This window comes from Mesorhizobium sp. NBSH29, from assembly GCF_015500055.1.
Taxonomy (GTDB): Bacteria; Pseudomonadota; Alphaproteobacteria; order Rhizobiales; family Rhizobiaceae; genus Neomesorhizobium.
Genome location: NZ_CP045492.1, coordinates 622636 through 645654, shown reverse-complemented (window position 1 = coordinate 645654; position 23019 = coordinate 622636). Strand labels below are relative to the sequence as shown.

26 protein-coding genes are annotated in these 23019 nt (G+C 59.2%); 18 read left to right on the top strand and 8 right to left on the bottom strand.

The annotated features are described in order from the left end of the window. Window positions 1-5 precede the first annotated feature (5 nt). Both GA830_RS03175 and GA830_RS03170 read right to left on the bottom strand, forming a co-directional pair. On the bottom strand, window positions 6-1343 hold the full coding sequence (locus GA830_RS03175) for a TonB family protein (protein ID WP_195163668.1): 1338 nt from the start codon (window positions 1341-1343) through the stop codon (window positions 6-8). Window positions 1344-1406: 63 nt separating this feature from the next. After that, window positions 1407-3509 carry a TonB-dependent receptor domain-containing protein gene (locus GA830_RS03170; RefSeq protein ID WP_195163667.1) on the bottom strand — a complete coding sequence of 701 codons (2103 nt, stop codon included), beginning with the start codon at window positions 3507-3509 and terminating at the stop codon, window positions 1407-1409. A 172-nt stretch (window positions 3510-3681) separates the two neighbouring features. On the opposite strand from GA830_RS03170, the gene hemP reads away from it, so the two are divergent. From hemP to GA830_RS03145, 5 genes are read left to right on the top strand one after another with little or no spacing between them, the layout of a single operon-like run. Further along, window positions 3682-3882: a hemin uptake protein HemP gene (hemP, locus tag GA830_RS03165; RefSeq protein ID WP_374939289.1), complete on the top strand. Its 201-nt coding sequence runs from the start codon at window positions 3682-3684 to the stop codon at window positions 3880-3882. Window positions 3883-3899: 17 nt separating this feature from the next. Further along, window positions 3900-4964: a hemin-degrading factor gene (locus GA830_RS03160; RefSeq protein ID WP_195163666.1), complete on the top strand. Its 1065-nt coding sequence runs from the start codon at window positions 3900-3902 to the stop codon at window positions 4962-4964. Continuing rightward, a complete protein-coding gene (locus GA830_RS03155) occupies window positions 4961-5863 on the top strand; it encodes a heme/hemin ABC transporter substrate-binding protein (RefSeq protein ID WP_195163665.1) in 903 nt (300 codons plus the stop codon). Before GA830_RS03160 ends, GA830_RS03155 begins: the two co-directional genes overlap by 4 nt. A gap of 1 nt (window position 5864) precedes the next feature. Beyond that, window positions 5865-6965: a FecCD family ABC transporter permease gene (locus tag GA830_RS03150; RefSeq protein ID WP_195163664.1), complete on the top strand. Its 1101-nt coding sequence runs from the start codon at window positions 5865-5867 to the stop codon at window positions 6963-6965. A gap of 7 nt (window positions 6966-6972) precedes the next feature. After that, window positions 6973-7779 carry a heme ABC transporter ATP-binding protein gene (locus tag GA830_RS03145; RefSeq protein ID WP_195163663.1) on the top strand — a complete coding sequence of 269 codons (807 nt, stop codon included), beginning with the start codon at window positions 6973-6975 and terminating at the stop codon, window positions 7777-7779. On the opposite strand, the gene GA830_RS03140 is transcribed toward GA830_RS03145, so the two are convergent. Next, complete coding sequence (locus GA830_RS03140; RefSeq protein WP_195163662.1) at window positions 7776-7931, bottom strand: hypothetical protein; 156 nt, start codon at window positions 7929-7931, stop codon at window positions 7776-7778. The two genes, GA830_RS03145 and GA830_RS03140, sit on opposite strands and share 4 nt — an antisense overlap. Window positions 7932-8020: 89 nt before the next feature. On the opposite strand from GA830_RS03140, the gene GA830_RS03135 reads away from it, so the two are divergent. From GA830_RS03135 to GA830_RS03120, 4 genes are all read left to right on the top strand, one after another. Next, window positions 8021-9928 carry a propionyl-CoA synthetase gene (locus tag GA830_RS03135; protein WP_195163661.1) on the top strand — a complete coding sequence of 636 codons (1908 nt, stop codon included), beginning with the start codon at window positions 8021-8023 and terminating at the stop codon, window positions 9926-9928. Between the two features lie 58 nt (window positions 9929-9986). Then, window positions 9987-10778 carry an SDR family NAD(P)-dependent oxidoreductase gene (locus GA830_RS03130; protein WP_195164741.1) on the top strand — a complete coding sequence of 264 codons (792 nt, stop codon included), beginning with the start codon at window positions 9987-9989 and terminating at the stop codon, window positions 10776-10778. Between the two features lie 77 nt (window positions 10779-10855). Continuing rightward, window positions 10856-11023 carry a hypothetical protein gene (locus GA830_RS03125; protein ID WP_195163660.1) on the top strand — a complete coding sequence of 56 codons (168 nt, stop codon included), beginning with the start codon at window positions 10856-10858 and terminating at the stop codon, window positions 11021-11023. Window positions 11024-11158: 135 nt separating this feature from the next. Continuing rightward, on the top strand, window positions 11159-11887 hold the full coding sequence (locus GA830_RS03120) for a helix-turn-helix transcriptional regulator (RefSeq protein ID WP_195163659.1): 729 nt from the start codon (window positions 11159-11161) through the stop codon (window positions 11885-11887). Between the two features lie 27 nt (window positions 11888-11914). Here GA830_RS03120 and GA830_RS03115 read toward each other — a convergent pair whose 3' ends face one another. Further along, entirely contained in the window at window positions 11915-12739 is an 825-nt protein-coding gene (locus GA830_RS03115; protein ID WP_195163658.1) for an NAD(P)H-binding protein, read from the bottom strand. Between the two features lie 126 nt (window positions 12740-12865). Between GA830_RS03115 and GA830_RS03110 the strand changes: the two genes are divergently transcribed. Beyond that, on the top strand, window positions 12866-13480 hold the full coding sequence (locus GA830_RS03110; protein WP_195164740.1) for a TetR family transcriptional regulator: 615 nt from the start codon (window positions 12866-12868) through the stop codon (window positions 13478-13480). 30 nt (window positions 13481-13510) lie between these two features. On the opposite strand, the gene GA830_RS03105 is transcribed toward GA830_RS03110, so the two are convergent. Further along, on the bottom strand, window positions 13511-14203 hold the full coding sequence (locus GA830_RS03105; RefSeq protein ID WP_195163657.1) for a DUF1013 domain-containing protein: 693 nt from the start codon (window positions 14201-14203) through the stop codon (window positions 13511-13513). 222 nt (window positions 14204-14425) lie between these two features. Between GA830_RS03105 and GA830_RS03100 the strand changes: the two genes are divergently transcribed. Next, complete coding sequence (locus GA830_RS03100) at window positions 14426-16621, top strand: esterase-like activity of phytase family protein (protein WP_195163656.1); 2196 nt, start codon at window positions 14426-14428, stop codon at window positions 16619-16621. 162 nt (window positions 16622-16783) lie between these two features. Here GA830_RS03100 and GA830_RS03095 read toward each other — a convergent pair whose 3' ends face one another. Continuing rightward, a complete protein-coding gene (locus tag GA830_RS03095) occupies window positions 16784-16924 on the bottom strand; it encodes a DUF1127 domain-containing protein (RefSeq protein ID WP_195163655.1) in 141 nt (46 codons plus the stop codon). 130 nt (window positions 16925-17054) lie between these two features. Next, entirely contained in the window at window positions 17055-18065 is a 1011-nt protein-coding gene (locus GA830_RS03090; RefSeq protein ID WP_195163654.1) for an NAD(P)H-quinone oxidoreductase, read from the bottom strand. Window positions 18066-18161: 96 nt separating this feature from the next. On the opposite strand from GA830_RS03090, the gene GA830_RS03085 reads away from it, so the two are divergent. Beyond that, on the top strand, window positions 18162-18356 hold the full coding sequence (locus tag GA830_RS03085) for a DUF1192 domain-containing protein (protein WP_195163653.1): 195 nt from the start codon (window positions 18162-18164) through the stop codon (window positions 18354-18356). Window positions 18357-18448: 92 nt separating this feature from the next. Continuing rightward, window positions 18449-19705: an MFS transporter gene (locus GA830_RS03080; protein ID WP_195163652.1), complete on the top strand. Its 1257-nt coding sequence runs from the start codon at window positions 18449-18451 to the stop codon at window positions 19703-19705. Between the two features lie 61 nt (window positions 19706-19766). Here the strand turns inward: GA830_RS03080 and GA830_RS03075 are convergent, their stop codons facing one another. Beyond that, complete coding sequence (locus GA830_RS03075) at window positions 19767-19946, bottom strand: YdcH family protein (protein WP_195163651.1); 180 nt, start codon at window positions 19944-19946, stop codon at window positions 19767-19769. 232 nt (window positions 19947-20178) lie between these two features. Between GA830_RS03075 and GA830_RS03070 the strand changes: the two genes are divergently transcribed. From GA830_RS03070 to GA830_RS03050, 5 genes are all read left to right on the top strand, one after another. Next, entirely contained in the window at window positions 20179-20382 is a 204-nt protein-coding gene (locus GA830_RS03070) for a YdcH family protein (protein WP_195163650.1), read from the top strand. A gap of 127 nt (window positions 20383-20509) precedes the next feature. Continuing rightward, window positions 20510-20974, top strand: a complete 465-nt coding sequence (gene purE, locus GA830_RS03065) for a 5-(carboxyamino)imidazole ribonucleotide mutase (protein WP_374939305.1) — start codon at window positions 20510-20512, stop codon at window positions 20972-20974. Continuing rightward, window positions 20971-22050 carry a 5-(carboxyamino)imidazole ribonucleotide synthase gene (locus GA830_RS03060; RefSeq protein WP_258045542.1) on the top strand — a complete coding sequence of 360 codons (1080 nt, stop codon included), beginning with the start codon at window positions 20971-20973 and terminating at the stop codon, window positions 22048-22050. Before purE ends, GA830_RS03060 begins: the two co-directional genes overlap by 4 nt. Before the next feature lie 124 nt (window positions 22051-22174). Next, window positions 22175-22300, top strand: a complete 126-nt coding sequence (ykgO, locus tag GA830_RS03055; protein ID WP_047568381.1) for a type B 50S ribosomal protein L36 — start codon at window positions 22175-22177, stop codon at window positions 22298-22300. 67 nt (window positions 22301-22367) lie between these two features. Continuing rightward, on the top strand, window positions 22368-22982 hold the full coding sequence (locus GA830_RS03050; RefSeq protein ID WP_195163647.1) for a hypothetical protein: 615 nt from the start codon (window positions 22368-22370) through the stop codon (window positions 22980-22982). Window positions 22983-23019 lie beyond the last annotated feature (37 nt).

Here is a 23019-nt window from a genome sequence, read left to right as displayed (position 1 = left end):
AGGAGTCAGCGCGCCAGACCAAGCGGGAAGGCGAAGGCCCAGCTCGTGCGGCGGGCCTCCGCAGGGATCGACGGAAAAGGCGCGGCGCGGCGTACGATGGCAAGGGCCGCCGCATCAAGTTCCGGCGAGCCCGAACTGCGCGCGATGCGGATGCTTCCGACACCGCCGGCGGACGACACCACAAATGAGACGTGAACATCATTGGATGCAGTAGCCCGCAACTGGCGGGACACACTGCGCACGGCGCGGCGCAGCTTTGCCGCGACCTTGCCCGGATAGTTTGTGGCTGCCGCATTGCCGGCAGTCAAATTGCGCCCGAAGGCCTTGCCGCTGGTGGTTGCCTTGGCGCGCGCTGTGCCATCGGCGGCACCTTTTGCGGCATGGGCTCTGCTCCTGCCGGCTCTGCCGCCTGCGGCGGGTTTCATCGCGGTGCCGGCAGCTTGTGCTGGCGCGGCTTTGTCGGTGACGGATCGCGCCGGCCTGTTTGTGCTGGGAACGGGTTGGTGCCGGCCGGCCTTCGGTGTCGGTTCAGCTGGTTTCGTGCGTTCAGGCATGGGTTTTGGCGCAACAGGTTGCTTGCGCTTCTTTTCAGGAGCGCGTGCTTTCTGGGTGGCGGGCTGGCTGGCAGGGCGTGGAGCCACGACCGGGAGCCGGACGGAATGTTCTTCTTGCGCAATGGGCGCGGTGTTGGTGGGATCAGCTTTCGCCGACGAAAGGATGGAGGGGGCAGGAGGCGGAGAGGCCAAAGCTTCAAGCGGCGCCGTTGTCCACGGCACCTCAACTGGTTTCTCCGGCTCCGGTTCTGCGGTTGGTGGCGGCGCTTCGGATGCAGCTTCCGGAGCAGGTTCGTCGAGAGCGGGCACAGGTTCGGGGACAACCCGCGCTGCCGGCTCCGGTGGCGTTGGTTCGGTCGGTTCGACCTGGCGTGGCAGTTCGCTCGGCGCAATCAGGGTGACCTCGACCTCGTCGCCTGCCATGGCAAGGTCCACGGCGGTAAACCCCAGAAGCGTGACAGACGGTGCGGCATCGCCGGCAATGTCTATGTGCTGGCTGGCTGTCGCCAGAAATGCCGAGGCGATGGAGACGTGGAGGAAAAGCGAGAAGGCAATCGTTGTTCTGGTGCGGGCGCGGTTGCCAGCGCTAGCTGGAAGCGCCAGAGGCGCGGGCGCAGCGATTGCCAGATCGGGATTGCCCTCCACAAGCTCCGGCTCATCACAGTAGAAACCGGCGCTGGCAAATGCGTCTTCTGCCAGCGCCACTGTCGGGTCATCCCTCTCGCGTGGCGACGTGCCTTCCCACGTTATGCCGGATGTGAACAGGCGTGGTTCTGCCACGGCATTCACGCGCAACACTCCAAGTGCCGGGCCTGTGCCAAACCTCTTTCGGGAAGGGCACAGGCCATTGTTCTACCAACCAAACTGCTTGATCAGTGCGACCTTGAAGGTCCGGCCCTTGGCTGGATCGTTGGAGAGGAACTCGCGGTATTGCTTGTTGAAGATGTTGTCGATGCCGAAGCTTGCCTCGATGTTTGCGAACTTTCCTTCCTCGGGCTTCCAGTTCAGAAACACATCATGAACGGAGAAGCCGGGAGTGGCGACGCGTGTATTTGGGGTGCCAGCGACGCGATCCTGATTATCGACAAAGCGCGCCTTCCAGCCAAATGAGAGGTCTTGGTCTGGCATGCGGCCGCCAATGGTGAGCGACAGTTCATCAGGGGCAATTGTGTTGAGACCGCCGCCCGTCACATCATTGCGGCCACGGGTGAGCGCGTAGCCCGCATTGGCAAAGACATAGTCTGAATCATAGCCAATTTCGATCTCGGCACCATAGAGATGAGCCTTTCCGACATTGACATATTGCGGATAGCCGTTGCGACGCCGTTCAATCAGGTCGGTGATGTCATTGTAGAAGCCGGTGGCTTTGAATTGAAGGGCATCGCCACCCTGGAGAATATCGTAGGCAGAGACTGCAAAGCCTGCCTCGTAATTATTCGAACGCTCCTTGTTCAGGTTGATACTGTAATTGGGAATGCCGCCCCTGGTGAAGTCGCTCGAATAGATTTCGTCGAGTGTGGGGAAACGCTCGGTATGGGCGTAGGAGCCAAACACCGACAGCGTGTCGTTCAAGCGGTAGAGGGCTGCTATCTTTGGCGAGATGGCCGTGTCTTCGACAGTGGGTGCATCGCGCACAGAGCCATCAGCTTCCAGTCTCTGGAAATCGAAGCGGATGCCAGGGATGATTGTCAGCCTTTCGTTCCAGACAAATTCGTTTTGCAGGAAAATCCCGGTCTGGAAATCGGTGCCTTCGGGGTGGGTGCCGATGGGCAGCTCGGTGTCTGTGGTGCGGTGCTGACGTGCGGTTTGCGAGCCGATGGTCAGATGGTTCTCGAAACTCTCACCTGTATAGTCGAAGGTATTCTGGACGTTGAACTGCCAGGTTTCATAGCCATAGCGGGTGTCCTGGAAGATCGTGCTTGGAAAATCCGGGTCGCCTGGAAACGGCTTGTGGTTGCTCTGATCGACGGAGGTGTCTGAGTAGGAGCCCGTAACTTTAAGATTGAGCCATGGATTGTCGCTTGCCGGGTTTTCATAGGAAAGCACAGCAGTCTTGTCAGTCACGAGGCGGTCTACGGTGCCGAATGCGCCGAAAACGCTGCCGGGCTTATCGCTGGAAACCTGTGCATAATCCTGATCGGAAGCGCTACTGGTCCAGTGCTGGTAGGAGAGGCGGATAGTCTGCTCGTTGCCATCGCCCAAGGTGCCTTTGATCAGGCCGGAGGGGGCCTCAAAATAGGAGCTGCGGATTTCCGTGCCGTTTCCAGTCACGTAATTATCGGCAACGCGGTAATTGCCAGCGGCCAGCACTTCGAAGTTCTCATTGAAGCGATGGGCCAGGATGGCCGCGCCCAGCCAGCCATTGCGGTTGGAATTAAACGCGCCCTTGAGGCGTAGTGCACCTGTCTGGCCGTCGGCAATGAAATCGGATGCATCCTTGGTGGTGAAGTTGATGACGCCGCCAAGCGCGCCTGAGCCATAAAGGGTCGAGGATGCAGGACCGCGCAGGACTTCGACGCGCTTGTAGAGCTCGGGGTCGCTGAAGAAGCCGCCCATGCGGTATTGTTCGTAATATTTGGTGGCGCCATCTACGGTGACGATGATGCGCCCTTCTTCGGAGCCACTTTCGGGCGAACCTATGCCGCGAATGTTGAAGGTTTCACCCAGAACGCGTTCGCTGCCTGAGACAGTGACGCCCGGGATCTGGGCAAAAATGTCGCCGACGGTGGTTGCCTGCGCGCGGTCAATATCTTCCTGCTCGACTACGGTGACCGCCTGGGGCGTATCAATTGCCACCTTGTCGGTACCAGCGCCAACAACGATGCGCTGGAGCAGCGTGACGCGTCCCTGCCTGGCCGTCTTTTCGACCTCTTGCGCGTGAGAAGCGCCCAGCCCCATCGCCAACAGTGCTGCCCCACTCAGCAGAATTGCCGTATTTCTTGATACCAACCCCATGCCCCTAATTCCTATCTGTTCGGTTATGCTGGCTGGCGCATCGCTCGCTTGCAAATGATTGTCCGGATGCGAATTTAAACTTGACTCGATTACTCCGGTATTGCACTCACTATTAAACATGAGTAAACGAGTCAACATTGATTTTGACGCTCCCGGAACCGTGAGGACGACCATGAACAGCCACACGAGACACGAATTCAGCGCGGGCAATTCCACGCCTTCACGTGGGCCGGACAGCATGCTGCCAGCGCCGCATCGTGTGGTGGATAGTACTGTCCTGTTTGTGGGTCAGCGCGAGATCGGCATTGAACATCATGGCGCGCTTTACCGGTTGAAAATCACCCGGCAGGGCAAGCTCATTCTCAATAAGTAAACGGACCGGGGATCGACATGAATGCACAGGTGAGACTGACACCAGCCGATATACGCAAGGCACGCGCTGACAATTCGAAGATGCGCGAGCGCGACCTTGCGGGCCAATTGGGCATCTCTGAAGCTGAGTTCGTCGCGGCGTTTCTCGGTGAGACCGTCACGCGCATTGAGCCGCGTGTGAGCGACCTTCTGGGCGGTCTTGAAGCCGTTGGCGAAGTTATGGCGCTGACACGCAATGAGAGTGCTGTGCATGAGAAGATCGGCGTCTACGACAAGGTGGTAACCGGCGAGTTCAATGCAATGGTACTGGGTGCCGATATTGATCTGCGCATTTTCCCACAACGTTGGGCGCACGGTTTTTCAGTTGAAAAGCGTGATGGAGAGACAGTGCGGCGCAGCCTGCAATTCTTTGATGCGGCAGGGCAGGCGGTGCACAAGATACATTTGCGGGAGGCCTCCAATCTGCAAGCTTTTGAGGCATTGGTGGCAAGCCTTGTTTCAGACGATCAATCGCCGATGGCGCCTCTGCCGACAATGAATGGGGAGAGCAAAATCGTCGAGATTAGTGCCGATCCGGTGGACGTGGCCAGCTTGCGTGAGCGCTGGAGCGGATTGACCGATGTTCACCAGTTCTTTGGCATGCTGACTGCTTTGAAGATCGACCGCCAGGCTGCCGTGCGCCATGTCGGGCGTGATTTTGCCTGGCAGCTCAATGCGGGCAGCGTCAAGGCCATGTTCGATGACGCTGTGACGGGTGCCATTCCGATCATGTGTTTTGTCAGCAATAAGGGCTGCATCCAGATCCATTCGGGACCGGTCCACACAATCAAGGAAATGGGTCCGTGGCTGAACGTTATGGACGAGACATTCCATCTGCACTTGCGGCAGGACCACATTTCGGAACTGTGGGCCGTGCGCAAGCCGACCAAGGACGGCCACGTCACTTCGATTGAGGCCTATAATAAGGATGGGGAATTGTTCATTCAGTTCTTCGGCAAGCGGCATGAAGGCGAGGGTGAACGCGCAGACTGGCGTGCGCTGGTCGAGGCGCTTCTCGCCGTGGATCAGGTGGATGCCGCATGATACAGGTCTGCACCCTTCGCCGCGCCATGGCGGTGCTGCCCATGGCTGTAATGGCGTTCGCTTTTGCGCTGTCTCCGGCTCTGGCTGAGGAGACACAGACAGCCCTGCCAAAGGATGCGCGAATCGTTGCGATCGGTGGTTCGATCACCGAGATTATCTATGCGCTTGGTCAGGAAAATAGGCTTGTGGCGCGTGATTCCACCAGTCTTTACCCAGAGGCGGCACTTGCGCTGCCTGATGTGGGCTATATGCGCCAGCTTTCGCCTGAAGGCGTTCTTTCTGTGGGGCCGCAAGGCATTATTGCGCTGGAGGGCAGTGGCCCGCGTGAGGCGGTCGATGTGTTGAAGAAGGCCAGTGTGCCCATATTCATGGTCCCGGAGCGTTTTGATCGGGATGGCATTGTGGACAAGATCCACGCCGTAGGGGCCGCGCTTGGTGAGAGGGACAAGGCTTTGGAACTGGCGGCCTCAGTCAGTGCCGATATAGATGCCGCAGAGGCGCTGACCAAGGATGTCGGTGCGCGCAAGCGTGTGCTTTTCATTCTCAGCATTCAGGGTGGCAAGGTCATGGCATCGGGTAGCGGAACGGCTGCCAATGGGGTGATTGCCATGGCGGGCGGCGTCAATGCGATCGAAGGTTTTTCAGGTTATAAGCAACTCAGCGATGAGGCGATCATTACGGCGCGGCCAGACCTGATCCTGTTGATGGACCGGGGTGGTGCCAATGGCATCACCCAGGAACAGCTTTTGGCAAATACCGCACTTGCCACAACGCCTGCCGGTACTGCCAAGGCTATTGTGCGCATGGACGGGACATATCTGCTTGGCTTTGGCCCGCGCACCGGCGCTGCAATCCGAGATCTGGCCACAGCTCTTTACGGCGCCAAGGTGCGAGGCTGAGATGAGCGATCAGGCCGTTGTCGGGAGCTTCGCGCCCTATGCAGCGCAGCGCGCCGGAGAGCGAGGCGCGCGCGCCAGGCTTGCCATTGCAGGTCTGGCGCTTCTTCTCTGTGTTACAGCGGCGATAAGCCTTGCTTCGGGTGCGTCTGATGCATCGGTGCTTTCGGTACTGGGCCAATGGATGAAGGGTGGCGTGAATGCCGATGCGTTGTCGCTGCGCGACAGGGTCATCATCCATGATATCAGGTTGCCGCGGCTTGTGCTTGGCATGCTGGTGGGTGCTTCGCTTGCCGTTTCCGGGGCCGTGATGCAGGGGCTTTTCCGCAATCCTCTGGCTGATCCGGGGATTGTGGGTGTTTCCAGCGGCGCCAGCCTTGGCGCAGTCTCGATGATTGTCCTGGGGGGCACATCGCTTGCACCCTTTACCAGCCTGTTTGGAAATCACGCTTTGCCTTTGGCAGCCTTTATGGGTGGCCTGCTCGTGATGTTCGTTCTCTACCGCGTTGCAACGCGCGGGGGGCAGACTTCGGTTGCGACGCTTTTGCTGGCCGGTATTGCTATCGGTGCATTGGCCGGGGCGCTGACCGGCATGCTGGTCTTCATGGCCGATGACAGCCAGTTGCGCGACATGACTTTCTGGCAGCTTGGCTCCTTGGCAGGGGCTACATGGAGCAAGGTCGCCGCTGTTGCGCCTGTCATGATTGCGGCGCTCGCTGCAGCGCCTTTTATGGCACGCGGGCTGAACGCGCTGGCGCTTGGAGAGGCAACGGCTTTTCATCTGGGCGTTCCGGTCCAGCGGCTGAAATATGTGGCGATCGTGGCGACTGCGGCAGCAACTGGTGCCGCCGTTGCCGTGAGTGGCGGGATCGGTTTTGTGGGGATCGTCGTTCCGCATTTGCTGCGCCTTTTGATCGGACCGGACAATCGTTATCTGCTGCCAGCTTCAGCGTTGCTTGGGGCAACGCTTCTGCTTTTGGCTGATGCTCTCAGCCGGACAATTGTAGCACCGGCAGAACTGCCCATCGGCATCGTGACGGCGGCGGCTGGCGCGCCCTTCTTTCTTTGGATTTTGCTGCGTCGCCGCGGCATGCTGGACCTTTAGGCGCGATATGATTTCGGCTCACAATCTATCCGTCTCGCTGGGTGGGCGCGCTATTATTCAGGGCGTGGATTTTGCCGCATGTGCTGGCTCTCTCACAGCGATTGTCGGCCCCAATGGGTCTGGCAAGACAACACTTCTCAAAGCTCTCTCAGGCGATTTATCCTATACAGGCAGCGTCATACTTGCAGGGCAGGAACTTGGGCAGATGACGGCAGGCGCGGCAGCACGGCGCCGCGCGGTGCTGCCGCAGCAGGCAGTCCTGGCCTTTCCCTTCACAGTGCGCGAAGTGGTGCGGCTTGGCATGTTGGCCGGCTTTTCGGGTGCGCGGCCCGGAGAGGTGGACACGCTGCCTGAGCGGGCACTGGCGCGGGTTGACCTTGCCGGGTTTTCGAACCGGTTTTACCAGGAACTATCGGGCGGGGAACAGCAGCGTGTGCAGCTGGCACGTGTGCTGTGCCAGGTCTGGGCGCCGGTGCTGGATGGCCAGCCGCGGGCATTGCTTCTGGATGAGCCAGTATCCAGCCTCGATATACGCCACCAACTGACGGTGATGGATGTTGCGCGCGATTTTGCGCGTGCTGGCGGGGCAGTCGTGGCCGTACTGCACGATCTTAACCTCACGGCCATGTATGCCGACCATCTGCATGTCATGCATGGGGGCCGAGTGGCGGCGTCCGGGCGGGTGGAAGATGTGCTTGATGATGAATTGATGGAGCGGGTGTTTGGGTGCCGGCTCAAGGTTGGGCATGTGCCTTTGGGCAATGTGCCTTTTGTGCTGCCGCAATCCGTTCTGGATCAGCGCTCAGCGGCCTAAGGACGAATCAGAACCGCCAGCATCATTACGGCAATGGCGACGACAGCGATTTTCCAGAAGTCACCGCGCTTTTTCAGACCCGGCAGGCCGAGCGGCTTGATGAGATGGACGAGCATTGCTGCCAATAGAAGCAGCGCCATGATCTTGCCCATTGTCAGCCCCAGTCCGTTGCACCTTGTTGGTAATAGACAGGTGCTGTCAGGAATGCCAATTCTTGGCCGACATTTCGGGAGGATGGCTGATGAACACACGGTATTTCGAGGTTTACGATAGCTGGAAGAACGATCCCGAGGGTTTTTGGGCGAAAGCCGCCGGGGAAATCGACTGGTTCAAACCATGGGATCGTGTGTTTGATGCTGAGGCGGGTGTCTATGGGCGCTGGTTTGTGGGGGCAGAATGCAACACCTGCTTCAACGCGCTCGACCGGCATGTGGACAATGGGCGCGCCGATCAGATTGCGCTTATCCATGACAGCGCCATTACCGCAAGCATCCGCAAATTCACCTACAGGCAGGTGCTGGAGGAGGTGACCGCGCTTGCTGCCGTGTTGCGTGCCAAGGGCATTGGCAAGGGTGACCGGGTGATCATCTATATGCCGATGGTGCCGGAAGCGGCCTTTGCGATGCTCGCCTGCGCGCGGCTGGGGGCGGTGCATTCGGTGGTGTTTGGCGGGTTTGCGGCGCATGAGCTTGCGACGCGTATTGATGATGCGCAGCCTAGACTCATCATCTCGGCGTCGTGTGGCCTCGAACCCGGACGGTTGATTGCCTACAAGCCGCTTCTGGATGGTGCGATTTCGCTGGCGCGTCACAAGGTGGATCATTGCGTGATCTTGCAGCGCGATGCGCAGCGATGCGAATTGATTGAAGGGCGCGATATTGATTATGCCGATGCCGTGGCCCGCGAAAAGGCGGCAGGCACGGTGGTGGAGTGTGTGTCCGTGCTGGCGACGGACCCGCTCTACGTGCTTTACACATCAGGCACGACGGGCCAGCCCAAGGGCGTGGTGCGCGATAATGGCGGCCATATGGTTGCGCTCAAATGGTCGATGTTCAACGAATTTGGCGTGAAGCCGGGCGAGGTGTTCTGGGCAGCGTCGGATGTGGGCTGGGTGGTTGGGCACTCCTATATTGTCTATGGCCCGCTGCTGCATGGCGCGACATCGGTGATGTTTGAGGGCAAGCCTGTCGGCACACCGGATGCCGGGACATTCTGGCGGGTGATCTCTGACCATGGCGTGGTGGCGCTGTTTACGGCGCCGACTGCGTTTCGCGCGATAAAAGGGCAGGACCCGCAGGGCAGTTTTGTGCCCAAATATGATCTGTCGAAGTTTCGCACCTTGTTTCTGGCCGGCGAGCGGGCTGATCCTGAAACCGTGAAGTGGGCCGAGCAGAAACTGAAAGTGCCGGTGATCGACCATTGGTGGCAGACCGAGACCGGATCTCCGATGACGCTGAACCCAGCGGGGCTTGGGCTTTTGCCGGTGAAATATGGTTCTCCGGGCGTGCCGATGCCGGGCTATGATATTCGCATTCTGGATGATGCCGGCGATGAGGTGGCGCGTGAGACGCTTGGCAATGTGGTGATCAAACTGCCGCTGCCGCCGGGCTGCCTGCCGACCCTGTGGAACGCTGACCAGAGGTTTCGTGAGGCCTATCTGAGCGAATTTCCCGGATACTATAAAACCGCAGACGCCGGCTATATCGATAATGACGGCTATCTTTTCGTTATGGCGCGCACCGATGACATCATCAACGTTGCCGGGCACAGGCTTTCAACGGGTGCGATGGAAGAGGTGCTGGCGGAACATCCCGATGTTGCCGAATGTGCGGTGGTGGGCATTGCGGATGCGCTGAAGGGGCAGGTGCCTTGTGCGTTTGTGGTGTTGAATGCAGGGGCTGACCGCGATAGCGCCGAGATTGAGCGCGAAGTGGTGGCGCTGGTGCGCGAACGCATTGGGGCTGTGGCAGCTATGAAGACAGTGGTGACAGTCAAGCGGCTGCCGAAAACGCGCTCGGGCAAGATTTTGCGCGCCACCATGCAGAAAATTGCCGACCGCGAGGAATGGACAATGCCGGCGACCATTGATGATCCGGACATTCTGGACGAAGTAACAGTTGCGCTGAACCAACGCGGCATGGGTGTCTGACGCTTGACCGCAGGAATTTGGCACAGCAGGGTCTGCGCCAAACAGGAGCACTATGACTATGAAACTTGCAGGAAAATCAGCCGTTGTGACGGGGGCTGCCGGAGGCATCGGCTATGCCATCGCCGAGCGCTATCTCGCTGAGGGCGCGAAGGTCATGATCGGCGATTTTGACCGCGCGCGCGGGGAAAAAGCAGTAAAGCAGCTGGAGGGCGCCGGTGAGGTGCATTTCGTCGAGACGGATGTGGCCAAGCGTGCGGCAATCGACGGACTTCTGGAAGCTGCGCTGAAGGCATTCGGCACGGTTGATATTCTCGTGAACAATGCCGGCATTGTGCATGGAGCCGATTTTCTGGATCTCGAGGAGAGCGATTTCGATCGTGTTCTCAACGTTAATCTCAAAGGCTCATTTCTGGCAGGCCAGGCGGTTGCCCGGCACATGGTGGAGCGCGTGAAGAAGGGCGAAAAGCCGGGCGCAATCGTCAATATGTCTTCGGTGAATGCGGTTTTCGCCATTGCCAACCAGGTGCCCTATTCGGTTTCCAAGGGCGGCATCAACCAGCTGACCAAGGTGATGGCGCTTTCGCTGGCGCCTTATGGTATCCGCGTGAATGCTATCGGGCCCGGCTCGATCATGACAGATATGCTGGCCAGCGTGAATTCTGACCCGGCTGCTAAGAACCGCATCCTGTCGCGCACGCCGATGGGCCGCATTGGCGACCCTTCGGAGATTGCATCAATTGCTGCGTTTCTGGCGTCAGACGATGCAAGCTACATCACCGGTCAGACCATCTATGCCGATGGTGGCCGCTTGCCGTTGAATTATACAGTTGCAGTACCCGAACAGAAATAGAACGCATACGCATCCCTCCTGACGGAGTGCTGGCAGGAGGGGTGTGCGACGATGTTTTCTCAGTAGGAGACATTGTCATGACCCATTTCAGCACCGGCCTTTTTCGATCCGCGCGGCGGTATGTCGACGCCGTGCGCACCCGCCAGCGGAATATTCGTGCAAAGCGCGTGATGCGCTCGCTGCCTGAACATTTGCGACGGGATATTGGTTGGGTGGAAACGGGATGCGGCGTGAAATGGCGCTGATATCTCCATCCTTGCGCGCAAGGCTCCTGACATCATGGTGTCAGGAGGACTGTGGCAAGCTTAGAAGATGGGGCAGCCTCCTTGCTGCCCCTTCCGTGCGGCCGATACCGCCGGTTGAGGGGATGGGACACAGCAATGAGACGCGCCGACCGATTATTTCAGATCGTCCAGCATTTGCGCGGGGGACGATTGGTGACTGCACACAAACTAGCCGGATGGCTGGAAGTTTCCGAGCGGACGATTTACCGCGATATCGCCGACCTTCAATCGACCGGCGTGCCGATCGATGGGGAGGCCGGCGTCGGCTACATGATGCGCGAAGGCTTCGACCTTCCACCGCTGATGTTCACGCGTGACGAGATCGTCGCTCTGGTTGCCGGCGCCCGCATGGTGCGGGCCTTTGGTGGCGTGACGATGGCGCGGGCGGCGGAAGAAGCGCTGGTCAAGATCGGCGCTGTGCTGCCTGACTCTGAAAAAGACAGGATCGCAAGGACAGAAATCCATGCGCCGATGTATGTCGTCAACGATGCCTCACGGGCCGCTATTGACGTGATCGAGCGTGCGATTGAAAAACGTCAAGTACTAGCCATTGATTACCGAGACGAAGCCGGGCGTGGCTCCATGCGCAATTGCAGGCCGCTCGGCCTGTGGTTCTGGGGCAAGGTGTGGACGCTGATAGCCTGGTGCGAACTGCGCGACGACTTCCGTACGTTCCGTATCGACCGCATCGCCTCGGTCATCCCGGGCGATACGTTCAGGCCGGAGCGTGGCAAGCAGCTCGCCGACTTCTACCGCCGCGCCGAAATGAGCGAACGCACCGGAGCCAACATGCCCCGGGCGTTCCCGACCTCGTCGGCTTCGTAAGCGGGATAGTGAGGCCCCAAATCTGGATTATTGGTTCCAGACCCCGGTTGACGCTGTCTCGCGGGCATAGTCTGCAAAATCTCTTGGAGGCCGTCCTAATGCTTGCTGCACGCCGTCGGCGAGGCTTTGGTTGCGGCCATCCAAGACCACTGTGAAAAGCTCCTCTAGCAACAAGACCATATCGGCGGGTACTCCGCCTTCTTCCAGCATGGCCTTAAACTCGGCGTGGCTTATTTGTGTGTAGGAAATGTCGCGGCCTGCTGCCGCGGCAATTTCAGCTATGGCAGTTGAAAAGCTCAGGAGCCTTGGTCCGGTGATCTCATAAAGGCGATTTTTATGATGATCTTCCGTTAGAGCGGCGACGGCGATTTCTGCAATATCTTCCGCATCTACAAATGGCTCAAGGATCTCGCCAACGGGGAGTGCGACCTCGCCTGCAAGCACTGCATCGAGCAGGAAGCTTTCGCTGAAATTCTGGTCGAACCAGCTGCACCGCAGGATCGTCCAGTCAGCGCCTGACGCTTTTAGAATTTCCTCGCATCGTTGTGCCTTAGGCTCGGCTCGTCCTGATAAAAGGACCAGCCGTTTCACGCCATTGGACAAAGCGAGCGAGATGAATTCGCCAATGGTTTCGGGGGCGCCTGGAGCAGTCAAATCTGGATAGTAGGCGATATAGGCAGCAGAAACGCCCTGTAGCGCCGGCTGCCAGGTTTGTTTGTCTTCCCAATCGAAAGATGGCGTGGCCTGGCGGGAGCCGGATCGCACCGGAACACCCTTATCTTGAAGCCGCTGAACGATGCGCCGTCCGGTCTTCCCGGTGGCCGCGGTAACGAGAACTGTACCTGTTGTCATAGCGAGATCCCAAATGTGAGTAATGCTCATATTTGTGTTATGTGATAAATCCTCATATTGTTGCTGTCAAGCGGGGAACAGACGGAGCTGGAAGTGGTTGATGTGCCGGGATCACCAGTGTGCGACATGGGAAGGCTGACTGCGCTTCGCAGGGAGCCAAGCCAGAAGCGCAGCCGTGAGCGCGTGGAGCGGATGGTGGCCGCGGCCTCGGAGCTGATTGCCGAGCAAGGCAGCGATGCCATGCGGATGGGTGAGGTTGCCGAGCGCGCAGAGGTCTCGATTGGCTCGCTCTATCAGTATTTCCCAGACAAGGGCTCGATCATCCGCACCCTGGCCGACCGTTACAATATGGCGGGACGGGAGTGCATTGAGCTTGAGCTGGCGCCGGTTCACGACGAGGCAGGCTTCCGAAACGCTTTCGGGAGTCTGATTGACACCTATTACCAGCTTTTTCTGGATGAGCCTGTGATGCGTGACATCTGGTCAGCGACGCAGGCTGACAAGCAGCTGCACGACATTGACCTTGTCTATGGGCGGGCGAATGGCGAGATTCTCGCCAGGACGCTGAAGCGGGTGAGGCCGACCGCCGATCCTCAGCGGATCGAGCGGGCGGCATTCCTGGCAATGTCGCTCGGCGAATCGACGATGCGCCTTGCGATCTCGGTAGGGCGCGAAGAAGGTGCAAGCCTCGTTGCGATCTACAAGGATATGGTGTTGAGCGAACTGCTATCGGCTGCGTGAACGGGTGGAAACAGAGCGGAGAAGACCGCTCTATTCGTCGTCGGGCTCAGGGTCTTTCGACTTCAGCGAAGAGAGCTTGGCGAATACGGCGGATGCGTCGAGTTCGGCGTCATCATCGCGAGGCTTGGGCGCTGCCGGTGTCAGGCGCTCGGTCAGCGAGGCGGGAAGCAGCGTGTCACCCGCAGGCGCCGCGTTATCGCGACCGCGCGAGGCGCGCTGTACCTCGATGTCGAGATCGATCTGGGTGCACAAGCCAAGCATGACCGGGTCCATCGGAACCAGATTTGCAGCATTCCAGTGCTTGCGGTCGCGGATCTGCTCGATGGTGGCCTTGGTAGTGCCGACCAGGCGGGAAACCTGTGCATCCTTCAGCTCAGGATGGTTGCGGACCAGCCACAGGATGGCATTTGGGCGGTCCTGACGCTTGGAAAGCGGCGTATAGCGCGGACCCTTGCGCTTTTGATCGGGCACCCGCACCTTGGGCTCCGAAAGTTTCAGCCGGTGGGTGGCGTCTTTTTCACCCCGGGCAATCTCATCGCGGGTCAGCTGGCCGGTCATGACCGGGTCCATACCCTTGATGCCCTGCGCGGATTCACCGTCGGCAATGGCGCTCACTTCGAGCGGGTGCAGCGTACAGAACTGGGCGATTTGCTCGAACGTTAAACCGGTGTTGTCGACCAGCCATACGGCGGTCGCCTTGGGCATGAGCAGCGCATTGGCCATCAGAATATCCTTCTCGTTCGCCCGCGTTCCCGCGCGGGCGGTGGTTTAGAAGCCACCAAAAATGGGAAATCGAGGCGTATATAGCGTTGTTCGGCCATAGGGGCAAGAATGTTTGCCTGTGGACGAGGCATGATCGTCGCGAAACTGTCATGTCAGTGTCATCGGCGTGAAACACGCAAGCCCCATGGCATGGCCCTCGTATCGCCAAAGGGGTTTTCTGACATGTTGAAACTACACACCGCTGCCTTGTCTGCAGCACTGGCAGCTTCCGTGGCTGTTCCGGCCGTGGCCGACCCGATGTTCAACCGCATCGCCAGCTTTCCCGTAGCCCACAACCTGCCAGAGGATGCCAACAAGGCGCAGCTTACCTCCTCCGAGATTATTGACGCCAGCGAAGATGGTATGACGCTGGTCTATTCCGACAGCCCGCTTGGAGCGATCGGCTTCATCGACCTGACTGACCCCAAGGCGCCGAAGCCGGGCGGCAGCGTGAAAATCGAGGGGGAGCCTACCTCCGTCACTATTCTCGGCGGTAAGGTTTTTGCAGGGGTGAACACGTCTGAAAGCTACACTGCGCCATCGGGCAAGCTGGTCGTGATCGACCTGGCATCCAGAAAGATTGAGCTCAGCTGTGACCTGGGTGGCCAGCCGGATTCCATTGCACATAGCAAGGACGGCACGTATCTCGCGATTGCCATCGAGAATGAGCGCGATGAGGATTTGAACGACGGTGCGTTGCCGCAATTGCCTACGGGTAATCTGAAGATCATTCCGGTGACTGAAGGGTCCGTCGATTGCGCATCCATCAAGACGGTTGAGCTGACCGGTCTGCCTGAGGTTTCGCCGGACGATGTGGAGCCGGAGTTCGTGGCGTTTAACGACGCCAACGAGATCGCGGTGACCATGCAGGAAAACAACCATATCGCCATCGTTGATGCCGCGACTGGAAAAGTGCTCAGCCATTTTTCGGCGGGTGCGGTCTCGCTGGACAATGTCGACACCAAAAAAGACGGTGCGTTGAAATTTTCCAGTAAAATGGAGAATGTGAAGCGGGAGCCGGATGCGGTAAAGTGGCTCGATAATGATCGTATCGTGATCGCCAATGAGGGCGACTACGAAGGCGGATCACGCGGTTTCTCGATCTTTTCGAAAACCGGTGAGCTGCTGTTTGATGCCGGCACAACACTCGAATATCACGCGGCCAATGCCGGCCACTATCCCGAACACCGTAATAAGAAGGGCGTCGAGCCGGAAGGCCTCGAAGTGGCCAGGATCGGCGACGACACGCTGATCTTCGTGGCGCTGGAGCGGGCGTCGCTGATTGCGGTCTACAAGGACACCGGTGCAGAACCGGAATTTGTGCAGATCCTGCCATCAGGTGTCGGCCCCGAAGGTCTGGTGGCCATCCCCTCGCGCAATCTTCTCGTCACAGCCAACGAGACGGATCTGGTAGAAGACGGGCTCGGCCGTTCGCATGTGATGGTGTATGAGCGAAGCGAAGGTGCCGCGACCTATCCGATGATTAGTGCCGCGCTGACCGACGAGAAAACACCGCTTGGCTGGGGTGCGCTTTCGGGTCTTGCTGCCCATCCAGACGAGGCCGGCAAGCTTTATGCGGTTTCGGATTCGGTCTATCGCAACGCGCCGGCGATCTTCACCATCGATGCAACGCAGACACCGGCCATGATTACCGGCAAGATGGTTGTAACGCGCGATGGAGCGGCGGCCCAGAAGATTGACCTCGAAGGCGTGGCGACGGACGGCAAGGGCGGCTTCTGGCTGGCTTCTGAAGGCAATAGCGACAAGCTGACGCCACACGCAATTTTGCACGTCAACGAGAAAGCCGAGATCAAGGAAGAAATCGCGTTTCCGACCGAACTTCTGGCACATGAAATCCGCTTTGGCCTCGAGGGTATCACCACAGTTGGTGAAGGCGATGAGATGATGCTGGTGATGGCCATTCAGCGCGAATGGCGCGACGATCCGAAGGGCCAGGTCAAGCTTCTCGCCTACACGCCTAAGTCCAAGGAATGGTCGGCCGTGCGCTATCCACTGGAGAGCCCCGAGGCGGGCTGGGTGGGCCTGTCTGAAATCACGGCCCATAACGGCAAGCTCTACATCATCGAGCGCGACAACCAGATTGGTGAGAATGCCCGGATCAAGCGTCTCTATACCGTTGCTCTGGATGGCTTCAAACCGGCCAAGCTGGGCGGCGAACTGCCAGTCGTCGAAAAGACACTGGTGCGGGACCTGCTGCCGGACCTGAAGAACACCAACGGCTATGTGGTCGACAAGGTGGAAGGCTTTGCTATCGACAAGAATGGCGATGCGTTCGTAGTCACCGACAATGATGGTGTCGACGATTCGTCGGGGGAGACCCTATTTCTGAAGCTCGGCAACATCGAAGCCGTGAACTAATCCAGCCGGACCTCCCAAGCTCGGCCAGAGCAGACCTGCGTGAGAAGCGCTGGTCTGCTCGATCTCTTCCTCTGAGAAAGCAACAAAAAACCCGCTGACCATTCGGTGCAGCGGGTGTTTTGGAGCCTGCGGCGGGACAAGTCCCGGCTGAAGCGGCTCTGCTTAGCGTGCCTGACGGGCAACCATCTCGATATCGGCGCGGGTAATGCCAAGATCGGAGAGCTGGCGGCTGTTCATCCGGCTCAATTCACGCACCGTCTCATTGTAGCGGCGCCAGTTCCTATAACTGCGAACCAGGTTCATTGGTTCCTCCATTCGTTTCGATGCCGCTCATATGGATGCGGCGCGAACCGAGGAGAATGGATAGTTTTGCATAGGCGGCTTGCATCTGTTGCATTGCACAACCCGCGAAGAACGCATTGCATGACACATATCAGCCGACGTCGAGCACGATCTTGCCGATGTGGCTACCCTCTTCCATACGCTCATGGGCGCGCCAGGCTTCATGGAGCGGGTAGATCATGTCCATCACCGGGGCAATGCGGCGTTGTTCGAGAAGGGGCCACACTTTTGCCTCCAGCTCGGCGGCAATGGTGGCCTTGAACTCCGTGGATCGAGGCCGCAACGTCGAACCGGTATGGGTGAGCCGCTTGACCATCAGCCGCGAAAAATCGCCGCTGGCGATAGCACCAGCCTGGGTTGCGATCTGGACGATGCGGCCATCGACCGCAGCGGCCTGATAATTGCGCGCGACATAGTCGCCGCCCACCATGTCGAGGATGACATCGGCGCCGCGACCGCCGGTCGCTTCCCTCACAGCGGGTACGAAGTCTTCCTCGTGGTAATTGATGGCGCGGTCTGCGCCGAGGCGCAGGCAGGCGTTGCACTTTTCCGCCGAACCGGCGGTCACCACCACATAGGAGCCGAAAGCGGATGCCAGCTGGATTGCCGTGGTGCCGATGCCGGACGAGCCACCATGGACGAGGATGGTTTCTCCCTTCACAAGCGCGCCGCGTTGAAACACGTTGTGCCAGACTGTGAAGAAGGTTTCGGGAATTGCAGCCGCCTCGGTGAAGGTGAAGCCGGATGGCACCGGCAGGGCGTTGCTTTCGTGAACCAGCACATATTCGGCATAGCCGCCGCCCGGCGTGAGCGCGCAGACGCGGTCGCCGACGCGCCAGCGAGTGGCTGCCTCGCCGGTTGCGGCCACTTCGCCAGCAACTTCGAGGCCTGGCAGGTCAGAAGCGCCGGGCGGCGGTGGATAAGCGCCCTTGCGTTGGAGCACATCAGGGCGGTTGACGCCTGCGGCGCGCACGCGGATCAGGATCTGACCCGGGCCGGGCACCGGCACATCGCGCTTCTCGGGCTTCAGAACCATTGGGCCGCCCGGCTCGGAAATGGCGACCACCGTCATGCGGGCCGGAATTTTCGAATCGTTAGACATAATGTTTCCTTTTCCGACCTGGTTTGCTGCGAGATTTGCATCAACAGCCTTCTGGTATGTAGTCTCCTGACAGATCATGTAAACGGGAGCATTTCGATGGCCCTTTTCGACGACGCGCCGCCCAAGCCTAAACGGGCGCATGAAATAGGGCAGGACATTTCGCTGCTGTCGGTCGGTGAGCTGGAGGAGCGAATCGGGATTCTGCGCGGCGAAATTGCCCGACTGGAAAGTGAGCTTGCCTCCAAAGGCACCACCAAGGCAGCGGCCGAAGCGCTGTTTCGGCGAGACTAGCCGGTCGATTTGTGTCGGTGCCGTTGAAAAGCCCCAAACGGGCTATCTTGAGGGGTCGATCCGCACACCCACCATAATCAGGCAGTTCTTCGATGTTTGCAGCCTATCGCCCTATCCTGTCGCTCCTGCGAGGCACTGCATTTTTGCTCGCAGCATCGGGTTTGCACGGGCTGCTTCTGCCGCTGCGCGGCCAGGAGGAGGGGTTTTCGACCGCTTCGCTCGGCCTGCTCGGAACCGCATGGGCCGGCGGCTTTGTTGCTGGCTGCTTTTTCGCGCCACGTTTGGTGCGCCGGGTCGGGCATGTGCGTGCCTTTGGCGCGTTTGCGGCGGCAGGAGCCATCATCGCGCTGTTGACCGGCCTGATGATCAATGCGCCGGTCTGGATTATCTTGCGGATCGGAACCGGGTTTGCGATGGCCGGCGCCTTCATGGTGATCGAAAGCTGGCTTAACGAAACGTCGACCAACGAGAACCGCGGCACCGTGTTCGGGCTCTACATGATGGTGACCTACGGCTCGATCATGGCAGGGCAGATGGTGGTTGCCGCTGGCGATGTCAGCGAGGCCTCGCTGTTTATGGTTGCTGGCATCCTGTTTTGTTTTTCGCTGATCCCGACCGCTGTTTCGTCTGCCGCAACGCCGAGACCGCTGCAGGACGTGTCGCTGGATATCAGGGGTCTGTACGCCAATTCACCCGTGTCGGTGCTGGGCTGCCTGCTGATCGGCGTCGCCAATGGTGCCTGGGGCACGCTGGGCGCTGTGTACGGCGCACGGATTGGCATTTCGACGAGCGAAATTGCGCTGATGATGAGCCTCGTTGTCGTCGCGGGTGCCGCCATGCAACTGCCGATCGGACGGATTTCAGACAAGACGGATCGACGCTATGTGCTGGCCGCCGCTTCCCTTGGTTCAGCGCTGGTCGGGGTGATGATTTTCATGCTGGCACCGCGCTCAAGTGTTCTCGTGATTGCCTTGACGGCAGCCTATGGAGCGCTTGCCTATACGCTGTATTCCCTGGCGGTTGCTCATGCCAACGATCACGCCTCGTCTGAAGACTTCGTCAAAGTGTCGGGCGGGCTTTTGCTGCTTTATGGTTTTGGCACCATGATCGGCCCGGTTCTGGGTGCAATTTTGATGGGCAGTTTCAGCCCCGAGAGCCTGTTTCTGGCGACAGCGCTCGCGCATGGAGCGCTGGCGGCCTACACGTTGGTGCGCGTCAACGCCCGTGCGCCGGTGCCGCTGGATGAGAAGGACGCTTTTACCTCATTGCCTGCAGAGCGCGCGGTAACGCCGGAAGCGTTGCGGATGGATCCCCGCGGCGATGCTGAGCAAAACGAAAACGCCGCCTGAAAAGGCGGCGTCGAGGGAGGATTTGTAGAAACAAAGCCGGCGGGAAATCCGGCTTCACCTGTTAATGCGTTGTATAATCTGATCTCAATTTTTCCATCTCATCCTTCAGAGCCAGCTTGCGTCGTTTCAGTCTAATGATCTCCAGATCGTCGACTGAGGGGTGTAGCAGCGCCTGATCGAGTTTCCGTTCGATATCGCCGTGTTTGCGCTGCAACTCTTCGAGATGGTTAGTCAAAGACATGATTGGAGTTCCCTTTCATGGTTTCCTCGAGATGCCGCCACCCACAGTCCACCGTCGGAAGCAGATGGACGGACACGGATAGTTTGCCACCACACAAAGCCGAAGTCGATTTCGTCGTAGTAGCATTTCCTGTCCGCGTGAAATGTGATAGGAGCGCCTGCGCCGGATGATTGAGTCCGGTCCCGCCCGGAATGGCGCATATCGGGCGCCGGAATCATGCAGACGGTTGAAGATGTCGGATCAGGCAAAGGCGGAAATTCGTCTCGAATATTCGCGGTTGAAGCAGGAACACGCAGATTTTGACGCCGCCATCGACGCGATGATGGCCATGGCCTGTGATCCCCTTCAAGTTCAGCGGATGAAGAAGAAGAAGCTGACGATAAAAGATCGTATGACGAATCTGGAAGACCGGATGGTTCCCGACATCATCGCCTGAATGCCAGCAATTCTCTCGTATTGGTGCTGCCATCCTTGCGGTTCCCGCCAATCTCCGTTAATCGGCCACTTCCTTCGGGTCGGGAGTGCATGCCGTGGCACACAAAAGCGCTGACGTCGCCATCATCATGGGCAGCCAGTCGGACTGGGCCACGATGAAGCACGCTGCTGATACGCTGGCGTCACTCGGCGTTTCCCATGACAGCCAGATCATTTCCGCGCACCGCACTCCGGAGCGGCTCTACAGTTTTGCCAAAGGCGCCAAGGCTCAAGGGTTCAAGGTCATCATCGCCGGCGCAGGAGGCGCCGCGCATTTGCCGGGAATGGCAGCGGCCATGACCGTGCTGCCGGTGTTTGGCGTTCCCGTCGAATCAAAAGCGCTGTCGGGGCAGGATTCTTTGCTTTCCATTGTGCAGATGCCGGGCGGAATTCCGGTTGGAACTCTGGCGATTGGCAAGCCCGGCGCCATCAACGCCGCATTGCTTGCTGCTGCCGTCCTGGCGCTTGGCGATGATGGTCTGGCGGGACGGCTCGAGAGATGGCGCGCCGAGCAAACTGCCAAAGTGGCCGAACGACCTGTGGACGGCGCATGAGCGCCGCACTTCCCGCCGGCTCGATCATCGGCATTATCGGTGGTGGTCAGCTTGGCCGCATGCTGGCAATGGCCGCGGCACAACTGGGCTATCGCACCGCGGTGCTTGATCCACAGGCAGACTGCCCGGCATCGCAGGTGGCAAACCGCCACATCATTGCTGCCTATGATGATGCGCGTGGGCTGGTCGATCTGATGGGTGGCGCGGCCGTCATTACCTATGAGTTCGAAAACGTCCCGGTCAGCGCCATTGAAGCACTTGGTGCCGATATAGCGGTATTTCCACCGGCGCGTGCGCTCGATGTGAGCCAGGACAGGATGCGTGAAAAAGCATTCCTCAATGACCTTGGTTTGTCCACAGCGGCCTATTTTCCAGTGGATAGTGATCACGATCTGGAGGAGGCCCTGAAAAGGTTTTCCGGTATTGGCATCCTGAAAACCAGACGCATGGGTTACGACGGAAAAGGCCAACGGGCTTTCAACGGGAGCGATCATTCTAACGGTACCTACTCCGCGATGGGCGAGGTGCCGCTTGTTCTTGAATCTTTTGTTTCCTTTGAGCGCGAAATCTCGGTGATCGCAGCACGCGGGCGCGACGGTACCGTTGTTGCGTACGATCCGGCTAACAATGTGCACCGCGCTGGCATTCTCCATTCCTCGACCGTGCCCGCAGCGATTTCCGCCGCCACGGCGGAAGCGGCGAAAGCTGCTGCAGGCCGCATCCTCGCTGCACTCGATTATGTCGGCGTGCTCGGTGTTGAGTTTTTCGTTCTGAAGGACGGTGGTCTGGTGGTGAACGAGATCGCGCCTCGCGTTCACAATTCCGGGCATTGGACTGAAGCAGCCTGTGCGGTTTCGCAGTTCGAGCAGCATATCCGCGCAATCGCCGGCCTGCCTCTGGGCGACACCCGCCGTCACAGCGACTGCGTCATGGAAAACCTGATCGGGGATGAGGTTCTGCGCGCGCCAGTGCTTGCGGCTGAGCCGGATCTTGTGCTGCACCTTTATGGCAAGGCCGAAGCGCGGCCAGGCCGAAAGATGGGACATTTCACGCGACTGACCCCCGCGGGGCGCTAATCGAAGCTGTCTCGCGGTTGACAGAGGCGAGCCACCTCGGTTATGAGCCTGTCACAAATTCGGCGCGTCTTCGGGCGCGCCTTTCAGTTAGGCCCTTCACGGGCCCAGTCGATGGGCAAGACCAATGAAGATCAAGAACTCGCTCAAAGCCCTTAAGGGCCGCCACCGCGACAACCAGCTGGTTCGCCGCAAGGGCCGCGTTTACATCATCAACAAGACTGCTCCGCGCTACAAGGCCCGCCAGGGCTGATTGGCGCTTTCGCGCCATCACGCGAATTTCAGTTTGACGTTCTGCAAGCTGCGGGTAGATTCGCAGCATGCGGAACGTATTTGCTTTTTTGCTCGCCCTCACCCTCTGCCCGGCAGCCCAGGCCGAAAGCGCCTTGCCCGGCGTCTCTGCCGGCCTGAGCATTCCTGAGGCGGAACCGGAACCACAAGCCACGAAATCGGTGGAAGAGCGGCTGGACACCCTGTTTTCCCAACTGAAGCGGGAGCCAAACGAAAAGGCTGCCCAGCGCATTGCCGGTAAGATCTGGCAGGCCTGGTTCGAGTCCGGAAGCGCTTCAATCGACCTGATGATGAAATGGGCGAACGACGCCATTGAGGCGAAGAACTATCCCGTCGCGCTCGATTTTCTGGACCAGATCGTTGTTTTGGAGCCAAAATTTGCCGAGGGCTTCAACCGCCGCGCCACCGTGCATTTCATGATGCGCGATTTCGGCAAGTCGATGGCTGATATCGAGCGGACGCTGCAGCTTGAGCCCCGCCATTTCGGCGCTTTGACAGGGCTGGCCGAGATCATGAAGGGGCGCAACAGCAAGCAATTGTCGCTCGATGCCTATCAGCGCGTGCTGGCCCTCTATCCCATGCTGCGCTCGGCCCAGAAAGAGGTTTCGGACATGTCCGAAGATCTCACCGGCGAGCGTATCTGAAACTGCTGGCGCCGCGCGCGCGTTTCTTCCTGAAATC

What these genes read in the sequence shown, in the direction of transcription:
- hemP (WP_374939289.1), top strand. Translation starts at nt 3,682, where the DNA reads ATGAACAGCCACACGAGACACGAATTCAGCGCGGGCAATTCCACGCCT.
- GA830_RS03145 (WP_195163663.1), top strand. Translation starts at nt 6,973, where the DNA reads ATGATTTCGGCTCACAATCTATCCGTCTCGCTGGGTGGGCGCGCTATT.
- GA830_RS03085 (WP_195163653.1), top strand. Translation starts at nt 18,162, where the DNA reads ATGGCCCTTTTCGACGACGCGCCGCCCAAGCCTAAACGGGCGCATGAA.
- GA830_RS03070 (WP_195163650.1), top strand. Translation starts at nt 20,179, where the DNA reads ATGTCGGATCAGGCAAAGGCGGAAATTCGTCTCGAATATTCGCGGTTG.
- ykgO (WP_047568381.1), top strand. Translation starts at nt 22,175, where the DNA reads ATGAAGATCAAGAACTCGCTCAAAGCCCTTAAGGGCCGCCACCGCGAC.
- GA830_RS03075 (WP_195163651.1), bottom strand. Translation starts at nt 19,946, where the DNA reads ATGTCTTTGACTAACCATCTCGAAGAGTTGCAGCGCAAACACGGCGAT.
- GA830_RS03100 (WP_195163656.1), top strand. Translation starts at nt 14,426, where the DNA reads ATGTTGAAACTACACACCGCTGCCTTGTCTGCAGCACTGGCAGCTTCC.
- GA830_RS03130 (WP_195164741.1), top strand. Translation starts at nt 9,987, where the DNA reads ATGAAACTTGCAGGAAAATCAGCCGTTGTGACGGGGGCTGCCGGAGGC.
- GA830_RS03160 (WP_195163666.1), top strand. Translation starts at nt 3,900, where the DNA reads ATGAATGCACAGGTGAGACTGACACCAGCCGATATACGCAAGGCACGC.
- GA830_RS03105 (WP_195163657.1), bottom strand. Translation starts at nt 14,203, where the DNA reads ATGGCCAATGCGCTGCTCATGCCCAAGGCGACCGCCGTATGGCTGGTC.
- GA830_RS03120 (WP_195163659.1), top strand. Translation starts at nt 11,159, where the DNA reads ATGAGACGCGCCGACCGATTATTTCAGATCGTCCAGCATTTGCGCGGG.
- GA830_RS03050 (WP_195163647.1), top strand. Translation starts at nt 22,368, where the DNA reads ATGCGGAACGTATTTGCTTTTTTGCTCGCCCTCACCCTCTGCCCGGCA.
- GA830_RS03170 (WP_195163667.1), bottom strand. Translation starts at nt 3,509, where the DNA reads ATGGGGTTGGTATCAAGAAATACGGCAATTCTGCTGAGTGGGGCAGCA.
- GA830_RS03110 (WP_195164740.1), top strand. Translation starts at nt 12,866, where the DNA reads ATGGGAAGGCTGACTGCGCTTCGCAGGGAGCCAAGCCAGAAGCGCAGC.
- GA830_RS03135 (WP_195163661.1), top strand. Translation starts at nt 8,021, where the DNA reads ATGAACACACGGTATTTCGAGGTTTACGATAGCTGGAAGAACGATCCC.
- GA830_RS03155 (WP_195163665.1), top strand. Translation starts at nt 4,961, where the DNA reads ATGATACAGGTCTGCACCCTTCGCCGCGCCATGGCGGTGCTGCCCATG.
- GA830_RS03095 (WP_195163655.1), bottom strand. Translation starts at nt 16,924, where the DNA reads ATGAACCTGGTTCGCAGTTATAGGAACTGGCGCCGCTACAATGAGACG.
- GA830_RS03060 (WP_258045542.1), top strand. Translation starts at nt 20,971, where the DNA reads ATGAGCGCCGCACTTCCCGCCGGCTCGATCATCGGCATTATCGGTGGT.
- GA830_RS03115 (WP_195163658.1), bottom strand. Translation starts at nt 12,739, where the DNA reads ATGACAACAGGTACAGTTCTCGTTACCGCGGCCACCGGGAAGACCGGA.
- purE (WP_374939305.1), top strand. Translation starts at nt 20,510, where the DNA reads ATGGGCAGCCAGTCGGACTGGGCCACGATGAAGCACGCTGCTGATACG.
- GA830_RS03150 (WP_195163664.1), top strand. Translation starts at nt 5,865, where the DNA reads ATGAGCGATCAGGCCGTTGTCGGGAGCTTCGCGCCCTATGCAGCGCAG.
- GA830_RS03090 (WP_195163654.1), bottom strand. Translation starts at nt 18,065, where the DNA reads ATGTCTAACGATTCGAAAATTCCGGCCCGCATGACGGTGGTCGCCATT.
- GA830_RS03080 (WP_195163652.1), top strand. Translation starts at nt 18,449, where the DNA reads ATGTTTGCAGCCTATCGCCCTATCCTGTCGCTCCTGCGAGGCACTGCA.
- GA830_RS03140 (WP_195163662.1), bottom strand. Translation starts at nt 7,931, where the DNA reads ATGGGCAAGATCATGGCGCTGCTTCTATTGGCAGCAATGCTCGTCCAT.
- GA830_RS03125 (WP_195163660.1), top strand. Translation starts at nt 10,856, where the DNA reads ATGACCCATTTCAGCACCGGCCTTTTTCGATCCGCGCGGCGGTATGTC.